This window comes from Aeromonas salmonicida subsp. salmonicida, assembly GCF_001643305.1.
Classification (GTDB): domain Bacteria; phylum Pseudomonadota; class Gammaproteobacteria; order Enterobacterales; family Aeromonadaceae; genus Aeromonas; species Aeromonas salmonicida.
Window position 1 is genome coordinate 109531 of the sequence record NZ_LSGW01000047.1, and the last position, 15062, is coordinate 124592.

At 62.4% G+C, this 15062-nt stretch carries 17 protein-coding genes; 4 read left to right on the plus strand and 13 right to left on the minus strand.

Going from position 1 to position 15062, the window contains the following annotated elements; all coding sequences use genetic code 11:
* Positions 1–43: 43 nt before the first annotated feature.
* The 9 genes from AXW79_RS06335 to AXW79_RS06375 are packed head-to-tail and all read right to left on the minus strand — an operon-like array spanning position 44 to position 7620.
* Positions 44–1606, minus strand: a complete 1563-nt coding sequence (locus AXW79_RS06335) for an HAL/PAL/TAL family ammonia-lyase (protein WP_005317787.1) — start codon at positions 1604–1606, stop codon at positions 44–46.
* The gene (locus tag AXW79_RS06340) at positions 1593–3296 is read right to left on the minus strand and encodes a glycosyltransferase family 2 protein (protein WP_005317790.1); all 1704 of its coding nucleotides are present in this window, start codon (positions 3294–3296) and stop codon (positions 1593–1595) included. The genes AXW79_RS06335 and AXW79_RS06340 overlap by 14 nt, the downstream gene beginning before the upstream one ends.
* The gene (locus AXW79_RS06345; protein ID WP_005317793.1) at positions 3293–3664 is read right to left on the minus strand and encodes an ApeI family dehydratase; all 372 of its coding nucleotides are present in this window, start codon (positions 3662–3664) and stop codon (positions 3293–3295) included. Before AXW79_RS06345 ends, AXW79_RS06340 begins: the two co-directional genes overlap by 4 nt.
* Positions 3648–5018 carry an AMP-binding protein gene (locus AXW79_RS06350; RefSeq protein WP_005317795.1) on the minus strand — a complete coding sequence of 457 codons (1371 nt, stop codon included), beginning with the start codon at positions 5016–5018 and terminating at the stop codon, positions 3648–3650. The genes AXW79_RS06345 and AXW79_RS06350 overlap by 17 nt, the downstream gene beginning before the upstream one ends.
* Positions 5015–5665, minus strand: coding sequence for a COG4648 family protein (locus AXW79_RS06355; RefSeq protein ID WP_225854328.1), 651 nt, complete (start codon positions 5663–5665; stop codon positions 5015–5017). The genes AXW79_RS06350 and AXW79_RS06355 overlap by 4 nt, the downstream gene beginning before the upstream one ends.
* Complete coding sequence (locus AXW79_RS06360) at positions 5622–5870, minus strand: acyl carrier protein (protein WP_005317801.1); 249 nt, start codon at positions 5868–5870, stop codon at positions 5622–5624. Before AXW79_RS06360 ends, AXW79_RS06355 begins: the two co-directional genes overlap by 44 nt.
* Before the next feature lie 3 nt (positions 5871–5873).
* The gene (locus tag AXW79_RS06365; protein WP_005317803.1) at positions 5874–6140 is read right to left on the minus strand and encodes a phosphopantetheine-binding protein; all 267 of its coding nucleotides are present in this window, start codon (positions 6138–6140) and stop codon (positions 5874–5876) included.
* Positions 6141–6157: 17 nt separating this feature from the next.
* Entirely contained in the window at positions 6158–6916 is a 759-nt protein-coding gene (locus tag AXW79_RS06370) for a lysophospholipid acyltransferase family protein (protein ID WP_005317806.1), read from the minus strand.
* Positions 6901–7620 carry a beta-ketoacyl synthase chain length factor gene (locus AXW79_RS06375; RefSeq protein ID WP_005317808.1) on the minus strand — a complete coding sequence of 240 codons (720 nt, stop codon included), beginning with the start codon at positions 7618–7620 and terminating at the stop codon, positions 6901–6903. Before AXW79_RS06375 ends, AXW79_RS06370 begins: the two co-directional genes overlap by 16 nt.
* Before the next feature lie 181 nt (positions 7621–7801).
* Here AXW79_RS06375 and AXW79_RS06380 point away from each other — a divergent pair, with 181 nt between their 5' ends.
* The 3 genes from AXW79_RS06380 to AXW79_RS06390 are packed head-to-tail and all read left to right on the plus strand — an operon-like array spanning position 7802 to position 9621.
* Positions 7802–8263 (plus strand): hypothetical protein, encoded by a 462-nt coding sequence (locus tag AXW79_RS06380; RefSeq protein WP_011898409.1) that lies wholly within the window; start codon positions 7802–7804, stop codon positions 8261–8263.
* Between the two features lie 18 nt (positions 8264–8281).
* Positions 8282–9358 carry a methyltransferase gene (locus tag AXW79_RS06385; protein WP_005317815.1) on the plus strand — a complete coding sequence of 359 codons (1077 nt, stop codon included), beginning with the start codon at positions 8282–8284 and terminating at the stop codon, positions 9356–9358.
* 47 nt (positions 9359–9405) lie between these two features.
* Entirely contained in the window at positions 9406–9621 is a 216-nt protein-coding gene (locus AXW79_RS06390; protein WP_005317818.1) for a hypothetical protein, read from the plus strand.
* Between the two features lie 37 nt (positions 9622–9658).
* On the opposite strand, the gene AXW79_RS06395 is transcribed toward AXW79_RS06390, so the two are convergent.
* Both AXW79_RS06395 and AXW79_RS06400 read right to left on the minus strand, forming a co-directional pair.
* Entirely contained in the window at positions 9659–10414 is a 756-nt protein-coding gene (locus AXW79_RS06395; RefSeq protein ID WP_005317820.1) for a DNA/RNA non-specific endonuclease, read from the minus strand.
* Between the two features lie 249 nt (positions 10415–10663).
* Positions 10664–11641 carry a cytochrome-c peroxidase gene (locus AXW79_RS06400; RefSeq protein WP_005317824.1) on the minus strand — a complete coding sequence of 326 codons (978 nt, stop codon included), beginning with the start codon at positions 11639–11641 and terminating at the stop codon, positions 10664–10666.
* A 448-nt stretch (positions 11642–12089) separates the two neighbouring features.
* Between AXW79_RS06400 and AXW79_RS06405 the strand changes: the two genes are divergently transcribed.
* Complete coding sequence (locus tag AXW79_RS06405) at positions 12090–12815, plus strand: carbonic anhydrase (RefSeq protein WP_005317826.1); 726 nt, start codon at positions 12090–12092, stop codon at positions 12813–12815.
* A 74-nt stretch (positions 12816–12889) separates the two neighbouring features.
* Here the strand turns inward: AXW79_RS06405 and AXW79_RS06410 are convergent, their stop codons facing one another.
* Both AXW79_RS06410 and AXW79_RS06415 read right to left on the minus strand, forming a co-directional pair.
* Positions 12890–13798, minus strand: coding sequence for a pseudouridine-5'-phosphate glycosidase (locus tag AXW79_RS06410; RefSeq protein WP_005317829.1), 909 nt, complete (start codon positions 13796–13798; stop codon positions 12890–12892).
* Complete coding sequence (locus AXW79_RS06415; protein WP_005317832.1) at positions 13792–14883, minus strand: PfkB family carbohydrate kinase; 1092 nt, start codon at positions 14881–14883, stop codon at positions 13792–13794. Before AXW79_RS06415 ends, AXW79_RS06410 begins: the two co-directional genes overlap by 7 nt.
* Between the last annotated feature and the right edge of the window lie 179 nt (positions 14884–15062).

Sequence of the window (15062 nt, forward strand, 5' to 3'; positions counted from 1 at the left end):
TCGGCACTGATCTGCCAGGGTTCAGGTGCAATCCGGGTACAGCTCATAGCGAAGATTCCTGATAGAGGGGGTAGTGACGCAGGCGAATGCGGGCGATCAGCGCCCTGAGCTCCTGCTCCAGCGCCCTGTCTTCCAGCAGAGGCGCAAACTCGGCCCGCACCTGCTGCACCATATGGGCCAGGGCCGGGCTGAGCGGGCGGGTGAAGGGCGTGGGCTGGGCCAGGCGCAGCTCGACCCCCTGTACCGCCGCCAGCAGACAGGCGGCCCCGACTTGCTCGGTCAGGGTCAGCACCCGCAGGGCATCGCGCGCCGCTATGGTGCCCATGCTCACCTTGTCCTGGTTGTGGCACTCGGTGGAGCGTGAGAAGACGCTGGCGGGCATGGTCTGCTTGAGCGCCTCCGCAGTCCAGGCCGAGACGCCGATCTGCACCGCCTTGAAGCCGTGGTTGATCATCTGCCGACCGGCCGGCGCCCCCGAGAGGTTGCTCGGCAGGCCGCCGTTGAACTTGGTGTCCACCAGCTGGGCCAGCTGGCGATCCAGCAGGTCCGCCAGATTGGCGATGGCCGTCTTCATGCTGTCCATGGCCATGGCGATGTGGCCGCCGTAGAAGTGGCCACCGTGCATCACGTGCTCCCCCTCCCCGTCGATCAGCGGGTTGTCGTTGGCGCTGTTGAGCTCGTTTTCGATGAGCTGGCGCCACCAGGGCAGGCTGTCGGCCACCACACCGATGACGTGGGGCGCGCAGCGCAATGAGTATCTGTCCTGCAGCCGGTCGCTGTGGCGCGGCAGCTCGCCGGCCACCAGATCCGACCTCAGCCAGGCCGCTATCCCCTGCATGCCGGGGTGGGGCTTGACGGCAAACAACCGCTCGTCGAAGTGGAAGGCGTTACCCCCCATGGCGACGCTCACCAACGCAGTGATCCGGGTCGCCAGTTGCATCAGGTAGTCGGCGCGGGCGTAGGCGAGACAGGCCAGCGCCGTCATCACGGAAGTGCCGTTCATCAGCGCCAGTCCCTCCTTGGGTCTCAGGGTCAGGGGAGTGATCCCCAGCTCCTGATAGACCTCGGCGGCGGGACGCAGTGCGCCATCGTGATGGAGCTCGCGCTCCCCCACCAGCACGGCGGCAACGTAGGAGAGCGGTGTCAGATCGCCGCTGGCGCCGACGGAGCCCTCTTCCGGTATGCGCGGTATGAGATCCTGTTCCAGCAGCCAGCAGAGCCTCTCGAGCAAACCCGGGCTGACGCCGGATACCCCCTGCGCCAGGGAGCAGAGCCGGGTCGCCAGTACGGCGCGACCGGCATCGAGCTCAAGATCCTCCCCCAGCCCGCAGCCGTGGAAGCGGGTCAGGTGCAGCGGCAGCTCTGGCACCAGCTCGGCGGGCACGGGTCGGGTCACCGAATCCCCGTAGCCTGTAGTCACCCCGTAGATGACCCCCTCCTCGGCCAGCAGTCGGTCGAGAAAATCGGCGCCCCGCTGGATGCGGGCCATAAAGGCGGGATCCCGGTTCAATGCCGGGCGGGCACGACGCTCTGCCAGCGCCACCACATCTTCGATGGTCAACGGCTCGGCACCGAAGGTGACGTACTTCATCTCACTCTTGTTCATCGGTCAGCTGCCAGAAATCAAAGAAGTTGAACCAGTCCAGCGGGGCGCGCAGGCAGTGATGCTGCAGGCGATCGGCATAGGCCTGCACCCGGGACGCGAGTATCTGTTGTCGTCCCTGGCGCGGCAGACTGAGGCTGTCGGCAAAGGGCTCGAAATGCACTCGAAAGCGCCCCTGCTCCTTGAGGCCGAACATCAGGTAAACCGGGCAACCCAGCACACTGGCCAGGGCAAAGGGACCGAGGGGAAAGGGGGCCGGCGCGTCGAGAAAATCGGCCCAGACCACCCGCTTCTCCCGGGTCACAGAGGTGCGATCGCCGACGATCACCACCCATTCCCCCTGATCCAGCTTCTCCTTGAGCAGGATGGCGGTATCGGCCCCCATCTCCTGCACCTGGATGAGGTTGAGCCGTGAATCCGGGTTGATCTGCTTGAGCAAGGCGTTGAAGCGGGCCGCGTGACGGGTGAAGACCAGCGCATTGATGCGCACCTCCCCCTTGCGACTGCCAAGGGCCCGGCACAGCTCGAGGTCACCGAGGTGAGAGCCCAGCAGTAGCAAGCCCTTGCCGCTGTTGATGGCGGCCTCGTAGTGCTCCCTCCCCACCAGCTCGACCTGATCCTCTGCTATGTCGCCGCGCCAGCCGGCCAGCTTGTCGAGCGCAGACTCACCAAAGCGCAGGAAGTGGCGAAAGCTCGATCTCGGCTCAGGGGGGAGCCGTATGCCCTGAGTACGGGAGAAGGCCTCAAGCCGGGCCAGATAGGCTTGGGATGCCTGACGCTGGGCGCGGCCGGTCAGCCAGAAGTAGCCGATGACGGGATAGAGCAGCAGAGAAAAGCCCCGCCGCCCCAGCAGGCGATAGCTGGCCAGCATGATCTGCATGCCGAGCAATGAGCCGCGCTCCGGCGTGCGCGACCAGTGGGTCCGGCGCTCGCGCCACAGCCGGGTCGCCCATGACCAGAGGCGGCGAGGCCCGCTCGTCAGGCGCAGCAGCAGATCCCACAACAGGCGGCACACCAGCCGGGTGTGCATCCAGGAGATATCGCGGTTGTCGCGCCAGAGCTGGAAATGGGAGCTGCCATCGGCGGGATAGATGACCCGGGTCGGCACGAAACGCACCGCCACCCCGGCCCAGTGCAGGCGCACCATCACCTCGGTGTCAAAATCCATCCGCCTGCCAAGCGCCACCTGTTCGAGCAGCGCACAGCTGGCCGCCAGCGGATAGACCCGAAAGCCGCACATGCTGTCCTTGATGGTAAACGACAGCGTCTCGATCCAGACCCAGACATGGGTGATGTAGCGGCCATAGAGGCGCCCTTTGGGCACGGAATCGTCGTAGACAGGGCGCCCCGAGATAAGCGCTTCGGGATCCCGGTGCGCCTCGGCCAGCAGGGCCGGAATGTCTGCCAGATCGTGCTGGCCATCGGCATCCACCTGCAGGGCGTGGCTGAAACCGAGGCCATGGGCGTGGCGCAGCCCCGTCATCACGGCGCCGCCCTTGCCCTGGTTGTGCGAATGGCGCAGCAGGGTGACCCAGGGGTGGCAGGCGGCCAGCCCATCCAGCGCGGCGGCGGCGACGGGTTCGCTGCCATCGTCGATCAGCAGGCAGGGCAACTGGTAGCCGGCCAGCCGATCCAGTACGGCAGCCAGGGGGCCGGCGTGGTTGTAACAGGGGATCAGGATGCAGGGCGTCATGGGATGAAGCGCACCCGTCCGCTGCTCGCCAGCTCATCCCCCAGCGTATAGCTGAAAACGAGCTGATCCTTTTGTGGCTGCCACTGCAGGCTCAGGCTGCACTCGGCCCCCGGCCGCAGCGGACGCTGGAACTTGAGCTGATCCAGCCCGTGAAACGGCAGCTCCAGGTTGAGCCGACTGGCGGCATAGTGCATGACCCAGTGGATCTGGGTGACCCCTGGCAGCAGGGGCGCCCCGGGAAAGTGGCCCGCAAACCAGGGCAGCTCCGGATCGAGCCGCAGGTGCAGGCGCACGCCATCGGCCAGCGTCTCGCAGCCCAGCACTGTCGGCAGCGAGTTCATCGGCAGCGTGTCAGCAGAGAGGCTCATCGAACAGCTCCTTGAGTTGTGGCCAGGGGCGTTTTCCCTGGGCGTTGACGGGCATGCTCTCGACCCGGCGCAGGCTGCGCGGCAGGGCGACCGGTTCGAGCCAGGGGCGCAGTTGCTGGCGCAGGGCCAACAGGAAGCGGCCCTGACCCAGTTCAGCCCAGCGGGCGGCCCCCAATTCGCTCAGCACTAGCACGGCGCCGAGGATCTGACGCTGGCCTTGCTGCAGGGGCAGCACGGCGGCCTGCTCCACCTCAGGCAGGGCTTGCAGGCGCGCCTCCACCTCGTCGAGGGAGATTCGCTTCTCCTCCAGCTTGATCACCCTGTCCTGACGCCCCAGCAGCTCGAACCCTGCCTCCTTCATCAGGATGCGATCGGCGCAGGCCAGCCAGCCGTCCTCTGCCAGGAAGGGGGAGCGCAGCAGCAAGCCCTGATCCGGGCCGACCCGCACCTCAACCCCGGGCAAGGGAGTCCAGGGGGTCTGCGCCTGATTGCGCTGGCGCCAGCCGATGCCGCCGGTCTCGCTGCTGCCGAAGATCTCTACCGGCAGCTGGCCGAGCAGCGCCCAGGCCTGATGGGCATCCCCGGGTTGCAGGGGACCGCCAGAGGAGACGATAAGGCGGCAGCCCGCAGCGGGAATGGCCGGATCGAGCCGGCTGAGAAAAGCGGGGGAAGCGATCAGCACCCAGGGGGCGGTTTGCACCGCCAGCTGCTCCGGATAGTCGATGCTGCGGCGATCGAACGGACGACCGAGGGCCAGAGGCAGCAGGATGCGAAACAGCAGGCCGTAGATGTGCTGGTGACTGACGCTGGCCAGCACCCGGGTATCGGCCAGGGTCTCGCCCCAGAGCGCCATCTGCACCCGCAGCTCGGCCTCCAGCTGTGGCCAGGCTTTGGGGATCGCCTTGGGCTCGCCGGTGGAGCCCGAGCTGAACAGGGTCAGATCGAGATGCTCGGGTGTCAGGTCGGCGCGCTCTGCATCCCGCTCGTCATGGCAATCGGCAAGGGGCAGCCGCAACTGGGGCATATCAAGCCCATCGACTGGCAGCTCGCCATCGGTGAGCAGGCCGTCAAACTGATCCCGCAGCGCCAGCAGCCCGGCCACCCGTTGATGGCCCGGCAAGATGGCTTGATGACCGCCGAGGGCGCAGGCGAGCAACGCTTGCGCAAACAGCAAGCTGTCATCGAAGCAGAGCGCCCAGCGCGCGTGCGACTGCCCGGGGCGAGCATGGCGTGCCATGGCCCGGGCCAGTTGCAGGCTGCCAAGGCGTAGCTCGGCCAGAGTCACCTCACCGCCTTGACCGAACGCCACCAGCTGGTCGTCGTCCTGCTGCCAGAGCGTTTGCAGCAGGGTCATGGAGCCAGCCTCTTCATCAGCCGCCGGCGTACCAGATACTCCCCAGCCATCAAAGCGCCCATCAACCCATAGCTGATGAGGCCGTTGTAGAGGCTCCAGAGCGCCAGATCGCCGTACCAGATGGTGAAGGCCGCCAGGGCGCCATTGACCACGAAGAAGCCGCACCAGATCTGGGTCACCCGCCGGGTGTAACCGATGGCGACATCCGGCAGGCGGGGATCCTGCAAGCGGGCCAGCCGCTCCACCAGACTCATGGGGCGGGTCAGGCTCCAGCCAAACAGGCAGAGCAGCGCCAGGCTCACCGCCAGCGGGTAATAGAGCAACCAGTGGCGGGCAGAGAATAGCGCCGACAGCAGGATCAGCCCCAGACCGATGCAGGCCAGCAGGCGACCCAGCCAGAGCCACTCGGGCAGGGGACCAAACCGGACCCGCCGCTTGAGCAGACCCGGCAGCAGCCGCAAGGAGAAGATGACCAGCAGACCCACCAGCAGCGGAGTCTGGCTGGTGTGAGTCAGCCCCCAGTACACCGCCAGCGGGTAGAGCAGGAGGGCACCACCGGCCAGCCAGGAGAGCCAGCGCGTCATGATCTGGCGCGCATCCGCATCAGGCGCCGGCGAGCAGACGCTCGACCGCATCCACAACGTCATTGACGCTGCGCACCGACTTGAACTCTTCCGGCTTTATCTTCTTGCCGGTCAGCTTTTGCAGGTGCACCACCAGATCGATGGCATCTATGCTGTCGAGCTCGAGATCCTGATAGAGGCGTGCCTCGGGAGTGATGGCCTCTTCATCGACTTCGAACAGATCGACAAGGGCGGTTTTGATCTGGGCAAAGATGTCGTCACGGGTCATGGCTCAGGCCTCCCCTTTCGACTGGGCCTGCACCAGGGCGACCAGGGCTGCGACTGAGGCAAAGTGACGACGGGTATTCTCATCCTCGGCGGAGAGCACTATGCCGTAGCGGCCCTTGATGGCAAGGCCCAGCTCCAGCGCATCGATAGAGTCCAGTCCCAGGCCATCACCGAACAGCGGGGCCTGGCTGTCTATATCTTCAGGGGTCAGTCCCTCGAGGTTGAGACTGTCGATGATGAGTTGTTTGATCTCTAGGTGCAGGTCTTGCATAACTGTTCCATACGCTGTCATTGGAGCCCTGTTTGCAGGGTCCGGGTGAGAAAACGGGTCAACTGGCGCGCGGCCAGAGCGCTGCTCTGTCCGGTAGCGACCACCTCGTCTGGCGCCACTTGCGGCAGGAATTCTATGGTGAAGGTCGGCTTATTTTCCGGGATCTTGAACCATTTGTCCTGCTTGGTGAGAAATCGGGTGTTGCAGTGGATCCGCACCGGTTGCAGGGGCACCTGGCTGCGCACCGCCAACTGGGCAGCGCCCCGTTGCAACTTGATGGGCTCCCCCGGTGTGGTGCGGGTGCCCTCAGGGAAGATCAGCAACAGACCGCCGGCCTGGATCCGCGCCATGCAAAGGGGCAGGAGGCGCTCCGCCTCTACGTTGGGAATATAATCTGCCGCCCTGACCACACCGCCCACGAAAGGGTTGCGCCAGAGGGATTGCTTGACGATGCAGTCGCACACCGGCATCTCGGCGGCCAGCATGACGTAATCGAGCAGGCTGGGGTGATTGGCCACTACCAGGGCGCCGCGCAAGTCGACGGGCATGCCGCTCACCCGATAATCCAGCACGCCCCAGCCGCGCAGCACACCAAGAAACAGCCGAAAGCTGTGGCGTATGGTCAGCTGGGCCAGGGTACGCCGTCGCTCACCGCGCAGGCAGAGCGCCAGCAACGGAAACCAGAACAGGGTGAGCAGCAGACCGCCCACCCCGAACAGAGCGAAGCCAAGGGCCGTGCCAAGCAGGCGCCAGCACAGGTTCAGCGCCGCTGCCATGTCCACTCCTGCCGGCCATTGCAAAGGGTCAGTGCCGATTCATCCCGCAGCAGGGCCCGCCAGAAGGCCAGCGACTGAGGCAAAGTCGAAGTTGCCCCGGATCCCGGACTCACGCCACTCGCAGCTTGGCAGCACCACTGCTCACCGGCCTGCAATATCAGCCCCAGTGCATGGGGTGGCGCCTCGTCTGGCAGCCAAGGGTGATGAAAATCCGGCACAGGCCCCTCGAACGCCACCAACAGCACCTGTTGAGCACCGGCGTGCAAGGCCGCAACCGCCTCGGTAAACCCCGCCATCAATCCGCCCTCTCCCGCCGCCAGCGACGTCATCGGAATGGCGGCCTGGCCCTGGATGGAACAGAGGCCGGCGGCCGTATTGTGGACTGACATGGAAAAATCCGTGGGTGAGAGCGCCTGTCTGGCCGCCAGCGCCTGCAACAGGGTCACGGAACGAGCCAGCTCGCCGTGTCGACTGACGAAGATGGCGTAATCGACGGGATGGCGGGCCAACAGGCTCAAGCCGACCTGCACCGCCAACCGGGAACCCTGGCTCAGGCGACGCGCCATCATCATGGGCAACAGAGGAGTGGCAGGAAATGGTACCGCCGCAGGCCATTGACCCCACTGCGCCCACTCCTGCCAGTCGCGTTCGTCGACCAGACCTGGTGACAGTGCCTGACTAGCTTGCAGCGAAAAAGAGAGCATATTTCAGGCAACCTGTCCTTAACATTTGGCGTGAGCGCGAAGACGGTAAAAGGCACTCACCCGCTGGGCAGTGCCTGCTCCATGGAAATTAACAATTGGAGTCATCACATTAATGCTGCGCGAATAATACCATTATTCGTCAAAAATAATAGCTGGCGCAGATTATCTATTGGCATAGTGATTGAAAATAAATGATTTGTGTTGTCTCATTGCCATGCCCTCAATATTGAATATCGTCGCAAGGAATATTATGAAAGTTATTAACAAGGTATCCCTGTTGCTGGCCTGCGCCCTGCTGGCCGCCTGCTCCACCAGCCAGCCCATTCGCAATATGGCCGCCAACCCGGTTGCCTTTACTCTGACTGAAGATCAGGTAGCCAGTGCCATTATCACGGCGGGGATCAGTAAAAGCTGGGTAATGAAAAAAGAGAAGCCAGGACTTATTCGCGGCCAAGTCAATGTGCGCCAACATCAGGCGGTGATCGATATTCCATATAGCGCTCACGACTATTCCATTAATTATGTGAGCAGCGTCAATCTGGATGATAAAGGCAAGGGCAACATTCATCGCAGTTATAACCGCTGGGTACTGGGCCTGAATCAGGCCATCCAGACCGAACTCGCCCGCGCAAACAGCCGCTGATCCGGCAGGAGCCATCCAGTGAACCACTATCAGGCAGACCCCTATAACGCGCTGGAGGCCATCAGTGCGGCCCAGAAGATCGCCTTCGGGCCCATGTTGTTCCAGGCCAGCTGGTGTCTGCGTGAAACCGGGGTGCTCGCCTTTCTCGAGACCCGTGGCCAGCAGGGTGCGCCGCTGGCACAGATAGCCCGTGCGTGCGAGCTGAGCGAATATGCCGTCAGCGTTCTGCTGGACATGGGGCTCAGCGGCGGACTCTGCTACCTGGCCGGCGAGCACTATGTGCTGGGCCGGGTCGGCAAATATCTGCAGCACGATGCCATGAGCCGGGTCAATTTCGACTTCACCCAGCACGTCTGCTATCAGCCCCTCGCCCACCTGCTCGATGCCATCCGTCAGGGCACACCGGCCGGCTTGCAGGAATTCGGCCCCTGGCAGACCCTCTACCCGCACTTGAGCGAGCTGCCGGAGCCTGCCCGCAGCAGCTGGTTTGCGTTTGATCACTTCTACTCCGACTGGGCGTTCCAGCAGGCCCAGGACAAGGTGTTCAGCTATGAACCAAGCCACCTTTACGATCTGGGCGGCAACACCGGCAAGTGGGCCATCGCTTGTGCCAAGCGGGATCCCGCCCTGCACGTCACCATTCTGGACTTGCCCGAGCAGCTGGCACTGGCCCGCCTGAGTATTGAAGAGGCGGGTCTCGGCGAGCGAGTACAGGGTCATGGGGTGGATCTGCTGCAACCGGGCCCCTTGCCCGGCGAGGCAGACATCTGGTGGATGAGCCAATTCCTCGACTGCTTCAGCCACGAACAGATAGTCGCCATCCTGAACCGGATCCGGCATTGCATGAAACCCGATGCCCGGGTCTGCATCCTGGAGCTGTTCTGGGACCGGCAGACCTTCGAAGCCGCCAGTTTCAGTCTCAACGCCACCTCCCTCTACTTCACCTGTCTGGCCAACGGCAACAGCCGCTTCTATCACTCCAAACAGATCTACCAGTGCCTGCGCGAGGCGCATTTCCACGTGGAGGAAGAGCACGAGATCCCGGGCCCGGGCCATACCCTGCTGGTTGCCCGCCCGCTGCACACGGGGCCATAATGCCCGCCGCAGATCGGATATAACGATGAAACCTGAAGGAGTACGGCATGATGCGTAACTGCATGGCACTGTTGGCACTCGGCCTGACCCTGGGCACCTTGACCAGCGGATGTGCTGACATCAAGGAGGCGGGCAGAACCGTGGGGCATACCACCCGCAACGTGACCCGCGAGATTGGCCACACCACCCGGGATGTGACCCGCGAAATTGGTCACGGTACCCGGGACACCGTCAAGAAGATAGGTGACGACCTGAACGACTGACAACAGGGGCCCAGGCCCCTGTTGTCGTTACCGCGAGTCAGTTGCTCCACATGGCCATCAGCCGGGATTCCATGGCCTCTTCCTGTTCATCCGGCAGCTCGGTGAAAAGATCCAGTCCGGTCTGCTCCTCCACCGCATCCACAGTCACTATGTAATCCGCAAGCCGGCTGGCCGATACGTTCTGTTGCGGCAGGACGAAGGCGATCGCCTCCTGGTTGGCCACATCCATCACCACCCGGTAGTAGGCGTGGGGCACAGTTACACCGTTACCGATAGCGCCATCGGAGTTGGTGAAGATGGGGCCCGTGATCACCTGAACATCCTGATAGGCGATGGCCCACTGGCGGGTCTTCTCTTCCAGAATGCGCCAGGCCCCCTGATTGAGCGCCGGCAACTGCGGTGTCATGTTGGTCAGCAGGAAGCTCTGCTTCATGGTAGCGGCGGTGGAACGCATGTCCGCCGCGGGCGCCTGATGACCCCTGTCGTAGCCCGACCCCTTGTAGTCCGCCAGGGTAGCGCGGAACTGCACCGGCACCTCCCTGTCTTCGGCGAAGGCATCCTTGCGCGGCACCTGACCCTGGCCGCTGGCCGCCGTCATACGGTAAGAGACCCAGTCTGCGACCTTGGTGTCATAGTTGTATCCGGCGGCATAACCGTCCCGGCACAACAGCTGACTGGATTGACTCGGGACCCCGAATGTGACGTGATCCTTGCACTGGAAGCCTGCCGCCAGGGCCGGAAAGGTGGTGAGAGTGAATCCAATAGCCAGAACTAATTTATTGATATTATTCATTATTATGCCACTCCTTGTATTGGGCGGAGTGATTTGACACCAGGTCGGATGAGTTAGGCAATCGAACAGATTGTGAGCGTGTTGAAATTGTGAAGAGGGCTGCAAATCGGTGAAATCCCCGTCGCCAGCTGGGGGATTGTCATCCCCTTGTCATTATGCTGAATACGGTACTTTGGCTTTTTTATCAGATAGATAGAGCCATGAAAAAGCGGGACCTCTGCCCCGCCTGGATTCAGACTCACGACCCGGTCAGCTCTTGACCTGAGGCCTGGGTGTATCGGCTTGGGAGGGCGGCAGGATCGGCAGCACTATCCGGGGCTGCTCGCCGGTCAGGCTCTTGAGGTAGGCGGTCATGTCGTCAGCGTCCTGCTCGCTCAACGCCTGGCCCAGCTGGATGTCCGCCATTATCTGCACCGCCTCCTTCAGATCCCAGACTGAACCATCGTGGAAGTAGGGGTAGGTCAGCTCGATATTGCGCAGGGTCGGCACCTTGAACCAGCCGATGAACTGCTTCTCGCCCGTCACGCCGCCACGGCCCTGGGCCGGGTTGTCGGTCTTGAACTGCTTGACCAGCCCCATCTTCTGATAGGAGTTGCCACCGATGGCCACCCCGTTGTGGCAGGCGGTGCAGCCCTTCTCCTTGAACAGCTGATAACCCTTCAATTGATGCGCCGTCAGCGCCTTGCCGTCTCCCTTCAACCAGAGATCGAACGGCGCGTTGGGGGTGATCAGGGTCTCTTCGAAGGCGGCGATGGCGTCTGTCACCTCATCGATGCCAAAGTCCGCCTTGCCGTAGACGGCGCTGAAACGGCTACGATATTCGGGCAGGGTATGCAGGGTATCCACCGCCAGCTTGTGGGTGAAGGCCATCTCAAGCGGATTTTCGATGGGGCCTGCCGCCTGCGCCTTCAGATCCTTGGCGCGGCCATCCCAGAACTGCACGAAGTTGAGGCTGGAGTTGAGCACTGTGGGGGAGTTGATCGGTCCCTCCTTCCACTTGTGACCGAGGGAGCTGACCTGGTTGTCCACGCCGCCGGTCGCCAGGTTATGGCAGGAGTTGCAGGAGATGGCGCCGGATTTGGAGAGCCTCGGCTCGAAGAACAACATCTTGCCCAGCTCGACTTTCTCTGGCGATCCCACCTTGACTGCCTCGACAGGTTGGATCGGTTCGACTGCCCACCCCATCCCCGGCAGGCCCAACGCCAGCAACAAATAATATTTATTCATTTTTCTCTCTCCCTTGTAGCTGTGCATAACAGCAAGCTCAGCCTGACCGGGAACGCTTGTGCGTTATTTGCTCAAGATCAAATGAGACCAACAAAAACCACAATAAAAACAATGAATTATTATATTTCAGACGGACTGGTGGCGGGGACTTGCGAGGCAAAAAAGAGCTGAATTTCGATGAGTGAATTATGAACAAATCCATCTTCAACAACAGCCGATTAATTAGATTGCTGTCATTGAATAAAGCGATTATTCAATATGCAGTGGCAGCCACCTGTTAATTAGATCCATTTTATATGCATCATAAATATGATCTGTCATACGGCTGTTAATAATAAAAATACTGTCTAACATTCTGTATCCCGCATTTTAGATAATGCCATCCACTGTTCCTTCACTTATTAAGGAAGCGGATGGCTGTGCTTTTCAATCAAGATAAGGATGTATGATGAGAAAGTCTCTGTTGGCCTGCTCTTTGTTGCTGTGCCCCGCCGTCTTCGCTGCCACCCCGCACTGGGAGTACAACGGTGAAGCAGGGCCGGCACAATGGGCCAAACTGACGCCGGAATTTGGCCAGTGTGCAGGCAGCAACCAGTCGCCGATAGACCTCGACGGTCTGGTCGACGCCCAGCTGGTTCCACTGCAGTTCCACTATCTGGCGGGCGGTAAAACCCTAGTCAACAATGGCCATACAGTACAAGTCGGCTATGCCCCGGGCAGTGCCTTGATGCTCGATGGCATGCGCTTCGAGCTCAAGCAGTTCCACTTCCATGCTCCCAGTGAAAACCTCATCAAGGGCAAATCCTATCCGCTGGAAGGGCATCTGGTGCACACCAATGCCAAGGGCGAGATCGCCGTGCTGGCCGTGATGTTCGAAGCGGGCAAGGCCAATCCGGCGCTGACCCGGGCCTGGGATCAGTTGCCAGCGAAAACGGGCGAGATCCACACCCTCAAGGCACCGCTTTCGGCCGAGCAGTTGCTGCCAGCCAATCGCGACTACTACCGCTTCAGCGGTTCGCTGACCACACCGCCCTGCTCGGAAGGGGTGCGCTGGCTGGTAATGAAGCAGCCGGTCCAGGTGAGCCAGGCCCAGATCGATGCCTTCAAGGCTGTGATGCACCACCCCAACAACAGGCCCGTGCAGCCACTGCATGGTCGGCTGGTATTGCAATAATTCACCCGGGCGATCACAGAGCCGAAATAGAAAAGAGGGCCAAGGGGCCCTCTTTTCTCCATTGCGACAGCTGATTACAGACTGGCGGCGATGCGCGCCCCCAGGGCGGCGTTGTTCAGCACCAGCTGGATGTTGGCCGCCAGGGAGTTGCCGCCGGTCAGCTCACACACCCGCGCCAGCAGGAAGGGGGTGGATGCCTTGCCCTTGACTCCCTGCTCGTCCGCCTCTTGCAACGCCTGTTTGATCGCGGCATCTATGTCGGCCTTGGGCATGGCGAACTGGGTCGGGATCGGGTTGGTGACCACGGCGCCACCGGCCAGTCCCAGCTCCCACTTCAGACGCAGCGCCTCGGCGATGGCCGCCGGGGTGTCGAGGCGGTAATCTACCTTGAAGCCGCTCTCGCGGGTGTAGAAGGCGGGCAGCTCCTCGGTCTGATAACCGATGACGGGCACACCCTGAGTCTCCAGATACTCCAGGGTCAGGCCGATGTCGAGGATCGACTTGGCACCGGCACACACCACGGCGACCGGGGTCTGGGCAAATTCTTGCAGATCCGCCGAGATGTCGAAGGTCTCCTGGGCACCGCGATGTACGCCGCCGATACCGCCGGTGGCAAACACCCGGATACCGGCCATGGCGGCAATGATCATGGTGGAAGCCACAGTCGTTGCGCCCAGCCCCTTGTTCGCCAGCACGAAGGGGATATCCCGTCGGCTGCACTTGGTGGCGTCGTGACCGGCCCGGCCCAGCGCCTCCAGCGCCCCTGCATCCAGACCCACCTTGAGGCGGCCATCCAGAATGGCGATGGTGGCCGGTACGGCACCGTTGTCGCGCACCACCTGCTCTACCTGGCGCGCCGTCTCCACGTTCTGCGGATAGGGCATGCCGTGGGAGATGATGGTGGACTCCAGGGCAACGACAGGTTTGCCGGCGGCCAGGGCAGCGGCGACTTCAGGTTGGATATCGAGGTAAGCGTTCAACATGGGTACTCCTCCAGCATGCGTTCAACGGCGGCCTTGGATAGGCCGGAAAAGACGGTATCGGAACAATTGACGGTGAGGGCGGCGCAGCCGAGGGCGAAGCGGGTGGTGTCGGTCATGTCGCTCTCCTGCAACCAGGCGTGGGCCAGCCCTGCCATGAAGGCATCGCCACCGCCGGTCACGTTGACGACAGGGCTGCCGAGCACGGGCAGATGGCCCTGGCACTCCCCGTCGCTGTAGAAAATCCCCTGATCGCCGAGGCTCAGGAACAGCCGCTGCACCCCGGCGCGGTGGAACCAGGCTGCCGCCATAGGCCAGGTATCGGGCCCGGCAATGGTGAAGCCGCACAGCTGCTCAGCCTCGCTGCGATTGGGCTTGAGGATGTGGATCCGGTGCAGCCAGGGGCGGATCTTCTCCACCTTGGCCACGGAGACTGTGTCGACGAAGATGATGTGCTCCCCTTGGCGCTCGAACAGCCAGTCCAGGGTGTGGGTGGCAAGGTTGGTGTCGAGCACCCAGAGCCGGGCCGCGCCAAGGAAACCGGTGAGCGGGGTAAGCCGGGCCGGCGTAAGCTGGTCGATGATCGCCATGTCGTTGACGGCGCAGCTCATCTCGCCGCTGCCATCGTGCAGGCTGAGGTAACAGGAGGTGGCCTGCCCCTCCAGCACCAGCACCTGCCGCACGTCAACGCCGGCGCGCTGGCTCACTTCCAGCAGATGATGACCGTACTGATCGTTGCCCACCGCGGTCAGCAGCCGGGTGTCGGTGCCAAGCCGTGCCAGGTTCTCGGCTATGTTGCGCCCTACCCCGCCGGCGGAGGTACGCACTCGACCGGGGTTGGAGTCGCCGATGCGCAGGTTGTCATGACTGCAGCCGCAGATATCCATATTGGCGCCGCCGATCACCACGGCGTAGGGTCCTTCCCGCAGCACATAGCCGCGCCCCTGCACATAGCCCTGGCGCATCAGGCTGGAGATGTGGCTCGCCAGCGCCGAGCGGCTGATGCCGAGGCGATCCGCCAGCTCCTGCTGGGCAATCATGGGATCCTGGCGCAGCAGGGCGAGGATCTCTTGTTCACGCTCAGTCATAGACAAACATCCAGTTACAAACGTTTGTCTATTATTTATGAAAAACGTTTTCCCGCCATCCTCTCGTGCAAGAAATGTCGATTTGCGCACAAAAAATCAGCTGCAAGCTGCGACGGGTTTCTCGTCTATGTACGCCACTTTTCATGTGCGGGCGGGCGACTGCCGCTTATAATGCGGCC